The sequence below is a fragment of the Oleiphilus sp. HI0132 genome (genome assembly GCF_001635845.1).
In genome coordinates, this window is record NZ_LWGJ01000387.1 from 1 (window position 1) to 751 (window position 751).

Here is a 751-nt window from a genome sequence, read left to right on the forward strand (position 1 = left end):
AATAACTCCTTTAGCAAAGGCTTCATCGAAGGTATCACCGATACCCATAACTTCACCCGTTGACTTCATTTCAGGGCCAAGGATCGGGTCAACAGATGGGAACTTGTTGAACGGGAAAACAGACTCTTTGACACTGAAGTGCTTAGGCACCACTTCCTCGGTAAAGCCCGCCTCTGCCAGGGTTTTACCTGCCATACAACGTGCAGCAACCTTCGCCAATGAAGTGCCAATAGCTTTAGAAACAAACGGTACTGTACGTGATGCTCGAGGGTTAACCTCGATCACGTAAATCAAACCATCCTGATAAGCCAACTGGACGTTCATCAAACCTACAACACCAAGTTCTAGACCCATAGCTTTAACGACTTCCTTCATCTCTTCCTGAACTTCTTGAGACAAGGTATATGGAGGCAATGAACAAGCCGAGTCACCCGAGTGTACACCCGCCTGCTCGATATGCTGCATGATTGAACCAATCACGACATCTTTACCATCACTAATGGCATCAATATCAACCTCAATCGCCGCGTTCAAGAAGTGGTCTAGCAAGACAGGGCTGTCGTTAGATACGCTAACCGCCTCCTTCATGTACTTAACTAGCTCAGCTTCGTTATAGACGATCTCCATTGCACGCCCGCCCAATACATAAGATGGACGAACAACTAGCGGATAACCGATTTCAGTCGCTTTAGTAATCGCTTCTTCATGGCTTCGAACCGTGGCATTTTCTGGCTGACGTAAGCCCAAGCGC

1 protein-coding gene is annotated in these 751 nt (G+C 47.5%); it reads right to left on the reverse strand.

Annotated elements, in window-relative coordinates; all coding sequences use genetic code 11:
* Nucleotides 1–751 (reverse strand): ATP-grasp domain-containing protein (locus tag A3766_RS04705; protein WP_156508690.1); only part of this gene is annotated, 751 nt, incomplete at both ends.